Raw genomic sequence first — 5,109 nt, 5'->3', positions numbered from 1 at the left:
GGACGGGCGGGACGCCCATCCCACAAACTTGTGGAAGTTATTTAATTCTCATTCCTAAGAACCAATGACCAATGACTAATGATATCAATTCCGCTTACACCGGAATGATGGGGAGTGGTCCGTTGGGGAATGTGGAATTATTGACCTTGACTTTATCATTCCGGTTACACCGGAAACGATATGACTAATGACTAATGACTAATGACTAATGACTAATAACCAATGACTAATGACTAATGACTAATGACTAATAACCAATGACTAATGACTAATGAGCCCGTTTTTGCTCGCCCCGGCCGCGCAAATATTCCGCTAAAAATGCCAATCCTCCCGAACCTACTATCAACAGAACGCTCAGAGCATTAATATCAGGTTTTACCCCAGTCCGAATCCGGCTAAAAATTTCCATCGGTAGAGTTGTAGTCCCGCTACCTGCGGTAAAACTCGCAATCAAAAAATCGTCCATGCTGAGGACAAAAGACAGCAGACAACCGGAAACAATTCCGGGTATTAATTGAGGGAGCAAAACCTGAATAAAAGCCTCAACAGGCGTTGCACCCAAATCCAAGGCAGCCTCTTCTAAATACGGGTTTAAATCTGCCAATCTAGTAGAAACAGCTAGGGCGATGTAAGCCAGACAAAACACAACGTGAGCGGCGACAATTGTCCACAAACTCAGAGGAATAGCTAGCGCCGCTAAAAATACCAGAGTAGCAACGGCGGTCGCAATATCTGGAATAATAATCGGCAAGTAAGAAACTCCCTGATATAAACTCTTGCCAGGAAAGCGGTAGCGGGCTAAACCAACGGCCATCAAAGTGCCGAGTACAGCCGAGATTGCAACTGCACAAACAGCCACTGTTAAACTGTTTCTCAGGGCAATTAAAATCCGCGTATCGCTAAATAATTTAACGTACCAATCTAAAGTAAATCCTTCCCAGCCGGCGCTAAAACGCGATTTGTTAAAGCTGTAAAAGGTGAGTACCAGGATGGGCAGGTACATATAAAAAAACATCACAACGGCAAATATCACCTGCCAAGAAATCTTAAATTTAGGTTTTAAGTACATATCGGCTTGTATTTCCTCCTGTGGATTTGCGGCGGTATTTTCCATGTCTCGGTAATCGGTAATTGGTAATAATTGGTAATTGGTAATTGGTAATCGGTTGTTGTCAGTTGTTATTTGTGAGTAGCTACCAATAACCAGTAACTAATAACTAATGACTAATAACTACTGACTAATGACTTCTTTAAATTGCATTACGATCGCCATATTTGAGCAAAAGGGCAATTCCGATACTCACTACAAAGATTAAGACCATACTCAGAGCCGAACCCAGCCCCCAATTTTGAGTCGCCCCCAAAAACTGATTGTAAATCAAACGAGCCGCCGTCATACTCGAAGCTCCACCGAGCAACTCCGGATCGACAAAATCGCCCAAACAGCTAATAAATACTAGCAAAGAACCCGCAGCAATTCCCGGCATCGTCTGAGGTACTGTCACTTTCCAGAAAGTTTCTACTGGATTGGCGCCCAAATCCTGAGATGCTTCTAGCAACCTGCGGTCTAACTTTTCCAAAGAAGCGTAAAGAATTGTCACGATATAAGGCAAATAACTGTAAGCCATGCCGATTAAAACGGCGGAACTTTGATTAAGCAATTCCAGAGGAGGAATGCCTATAAGTGCCAGCAGCGAGTTGAGGACCCCCGTAGGACGCAGAATTGTAATCCAAGCATACGATCGCAACAGCGAAGAAGTCCACAGCGGCAACACAAAGCCTAACAAAGTTAAATTCCGCCACTTTTTCGAGACATTGAGGGCGATCCAGTAAGCGACGGGAAATCCCAGCAGCAAACACAGAATAGTAGTCCCCGTTGCGAAAAAAAGCGATCGACCCATCACCTGTAAATTCAGCGGCTCAAACACTCGCAGGTAATTGCCGATTCCCGAAGGATTCACCAAATCTCCCGGCTTAATATTGGGTACCAAACTAAGCTGAAAAATCACCAGAGTTGGTATGACTAATAATAAAAGCAGCAACAAGCCAGAAGGGCCGAGCAATGCCAGCGGACCTGTCCACGCGGACCACGGGGAGACAGTTTCAGCCTTCAAGGAAGAATTGGGAGGAATAGGAGGGGGAGTTCTAGTTGAAACAGCCATAAATAATTGTTTTGAGTTTTGAGTTGTGATTTGTAGGGGCGGGTTTCACCTACAATAATCGCCTAAAATAAAAAATCTCATAAACCCGCCCCCACCCCCCGGTAAATCGAAATGTACATGAAATTTCTGGCAATAAATAAGATTAACCACTGGTTAATTGAGTCCAATAGCGATCGTACACTTCCATAAATTTCCCTACCGGAGCCACACCTTCGCAATTTTTCAAAATATCTTCCGAAGGGAAAAGAAGCTCATTTTCGCGGAGTTCCGGCGTCAACAAACTAAAAGCATCTTCCGAAGGAGTTGAAAAACTGAGCCGATCTACTAAAGAAGCAGCGACATCGGCTTGCAGCAGAAAGTTAATCCATTTATAAGCTGCTTCGGGATTGGGAGAACCTTTAGGAATTACTAAAGTGTCAGTCCACAGAGAAGAACCGCTTTTGGGGACGACATACTTCAATTTATCGTTATCTGAAATTACTTCATTAGCATCAGAAGAATAACACATAGCTACTTTCAAATCCCCCGTCAGCATTTGAGGCCGCCAAGCATCAGTAGTAAAAGATGCGATCGCCGGTTTGAGTTCCACCAACTTTTCGTAAGCTTGTTTCACTTGCTCTTGGTTCGTAGAATTCAGAGAATAGCCCAGCATCCGCAACGCAGCGCCCATGACTTCTCGAACATCACTCGCCAGAGTCATTCGCCTTGCTAACTCCTGTTTGTGATCCCACAAATAGTTCCAATCTTCAGGAGCTTCTTTGAGTTGTTCGGTGTTGTAAATCAAGCCTGTGGTTCCCCAACTCAAAGGCACGCTGTAGCGGTTTCCTGGGTCATATACAGGGTTTTGGAACTGTTTTTTGAGCCGATCGAGTCCGCCCAAATTCGAATGGTCTAATGGGCTCAACAGCCCGAGTTCCGTCATTTGAACCACCATGTAGTCAGACGGGTAAATGATGCTGTAGGCGCGGGCGCCACCGGCTTGAACTCTCGCCAGCATCTCTTCGTTGGAGCTAAACACGTCGGCCACTACGCGAATGCCGGTTTTTTCGGCAAAGCGCTTGAGCAAAGCGTTATCGGTATAGCCTGCCCAAGTATAGATGTAAAGTTGGTCGGCTGAACCTTTGACGGTAGGAGCAGATTGTACGTCTGCAAGTCGCCAGCCGCAACTCGAAACAGCTAACCCGGAAATTGCGGCCGCCGAATTTTTTAGGAACTGACGGCGTGTAGAATTAGCCGGGAAAATCCTGGAAATTGGTAAGTTAGTCGGAGGCACAGTTCGATTTTAGATTTTAGATTTTAGATTTTAGATTGGGGAATGGGGGATTGGGAAATTCGATTTTAGATTTTAGATTTTAGATTTTAGATTGGGGAATTAGGGATTGGGAAATTCGATTAAATCCGTTAAATCCCGTACACTGCTCGTTGCCGAACTTCCCTGCAACATCCATCCATTAAATCCGTTAAATCCCGTACACTGCAGGTTGCCGAACTTCCCGACCTCCGTGACATCCGTTAAATCTCGATCGCGTGTTCGTTGCCGAACTTTTTTCGTAATTATGCTCGATCGGTCAAAGCGAGACAATCATTAGTTCCCCAGTAAGCGTAAATCGGCGTGTGCGGATCGGGCAAAGAGCCACCGGTATTTGGCTGGCGCACTGTAATTTTATCGCCCGACGCCAACTCAACCACGTAATGAACGTGCGTGCCCATGTACATAGTATTTTTGAGTCGCCCTTCAAAAGAGTTGACCGACACTTCCGGCTGGTAAAGATTCAAATATACTTTTTCCGGCCGGACGCTGACCACAACAGAGTCGCCTGTGACACCACTCCACATATCCGACTGCTGAACGATTATTGTCAGATTGGCTGATGTGCGAACTGTGATAGTCGATCGGTCGATCGATTCTACCGTACCCGCAAACAAATTCGTATCCCCAATAAAATCCGCCACAAAAGCCGTCTGCGGGCACTCATAAATTTCTTCAGGAGAGCCAATTTGTTCAATCCTGCCCTCGTGCATCACAGCAATCCGGTCAGACAGACTCATCGCCTCTTCTTGGTCGTGAGTCACCATCACAAAAGTCAAACCCAATTCTTGATGCAAATTCGACAGTTCCAACTGCATCTGCTTCCGCAACTTCAAATCCAGAGCACCCAGGGGCTCATCCAGCAGCAGAACCGCCGGTCGATTTACCAGAGCTCTCGCCAAAGCCACCCGCTGCTGCTGGCCGCCCGACATTTGACCGGGAAACCTGTTGGCGAAAGATTCCATTTTCACCAATTGCAAAACGGACCGTACCCGTTCTTCTATTTCCGCTTTCCCGAGCTTTTTTATCCGCAATCCAAAAGCGATATTGTCCCAGACATTCATGTGTCCGAACAAAGCATAGCTTTGAAACACAGTATTTACCGGACGGCGGTAAGCTGGAGTGTTGGTCATCGACTGGCCGCGAATCATCAATTCGCCCGCCGAGGGAGTCTCGAACCCAGCGATTAACCGCAGGGTCGTAGTCTTGCCGCAGCCGCTAGGCCCGAGAATGCTAAAAAATTCTCCTTGGCGAATGCTGAGGTCTACTCCGCGGACTGCGGTTTCGCCGTTAAATACCTTGAAGACCTTGCGGAGTTCAACGTCAAGCGCTGTATCCGTTGCTGTCGTACCTTGGTTGAGTGCTGTCTGAAACATATTCGCCCTTTCCTGGGGGTAATACACGCTACTTAAATACAGTTTAAGTTGAGACTTTTCTGTATTTTAGGTGAGGAATGTTGGATGTAACAGGTTTTGGGATTTGTTCCTTAAATTCTATCCCAGAGCGTACCATTGTCAGCAACAGGCAAGATGCCTGTTCCACAAGAAAATTCACTCTTTGTGGAACAGGCATCTTGCCTGTTCATAAAAAGCTTATTGACAATGGTGCAACATCTCAGTTTAAAATCGACTTAACAGT

5 protein-coding genes and 1 pseudogene are annotated in these 5,109 nt (G+C 46.0%); 1 reads left to right on the top strand and 5 read right to left on the bottom strand.

The window, feature by feature from the left end; genetic code table 11:
• Window positions 1-268: 268 nt before the first annotated feature.
• The 5 genes from ACUVJL_RS01540 to ACUVJL_RS01520 form a co-directional block, all read right to left on the bottom strand.
• Window positions 269-1,114, bottom strand: coding sequence for an ABC transporter permease (locus tag ACUVJL_RS01540; protein ID WP_445244237.1), 846 nt, complete (start codon window positions 1,112-1,114; stop codon window positions 269-271).
• A gap of 136 nt (window positions 1,115-1,250) precedes the next feature.
• Window positions 1,251-2,162 (bottom strand): ABC transporter permease, encoded by a 912-nt coding sequence (locus tag ACUVJL_RS01535; protein WP_445244236.1) that lies wholly within the window; start codon window positions 2,160-2,162, stop codon window positions 1,251-1,253.
• 142 nt (window positions 2,163-2,304) lie between these two features.
• Window positions 2,305-3,435, bottom strand: coding sequence for an ABC transporter substrate-binding protein (locus tag ACUVJL_RS01530; RefSeq protein WP_445244235.1), 1,131 nt, complete (start codon window positions 3,433-3,435; stop codon window positions 2,305-2,307).
• Between the two features lie 99 nt (window positions 3,436-3,534).
• Complete coding sequence (locus tag ACUVJL_RS01525; RefSeq protein WP_445244234.1) at window positions 3,535-3,744, bottom strand: hypothetical protein; 210 nt, start codon at window positions 3,742-3,744, stop codon at window positions 3,535-3,537.
• Window positions 3,717-4,847, bottom strand: a complete 1,131-nt coding sequence (locus tag ACUVJL_RS01520) for an ABC transporter ATP-binding protein (RefSeq protein WP_445244233.1) — start codon at window positions 4,845-4,847, stop codon at window positions 3,717-3,719. Before ACUVJL_RS01520 ends, ACUVJL_RS01525 begins: the two co-directional genes overlap by 28 nt.
• Window positions 4,848-4,924: 77 nt before the next feature.
• Between ACUVJL_RS01520 and ACUVJL_RS01515 the strand changes: the two are divergent.
• Window positions 4,925-5,109, top strand: a pseudogene (locus tag ACUVJL_RS01515) (hypothetical protein); the annotation flags it as partial.

It is taken from the genome of Microcoleus sp. OTE_8_concoct_300 (assembly GCF_031383065.1).
GTDB lineage: Bacteria > Cyanobacteriota > Cyanobacteriia > Cyanobacteriales > Microcoleaceae > Microcoleus.
This window is presented reverse-complemented; position numbering and strand designations above follow the sequence as displayed.

Excerpts from the sequence above, each read along its gene's own strand:
- ACUVJL_RS01540 (WP_445244237.1), bottom strand. The coding sequence starts at position 1,114 with ATGGAAAATACCGCCGCAAATCCACAGGAGGAAATACAAGCCGATATG.
- ACUVJL_RS01535 (WP_445244236.1), bottom strand. The coding sequence starts at position 2,162 with ATGGCTGTTTCAACTAGAACTCCCCCTCCTATTCCTCCCAATTCTTCC.
- ACUVJL_RS01520 (WP_445244233.1), bottom strand. The coding sequence starts at position 4,847 with ATGTTTCAGACAGCACTCAACCAAGGTACGACAGCAACGGATACAGCG.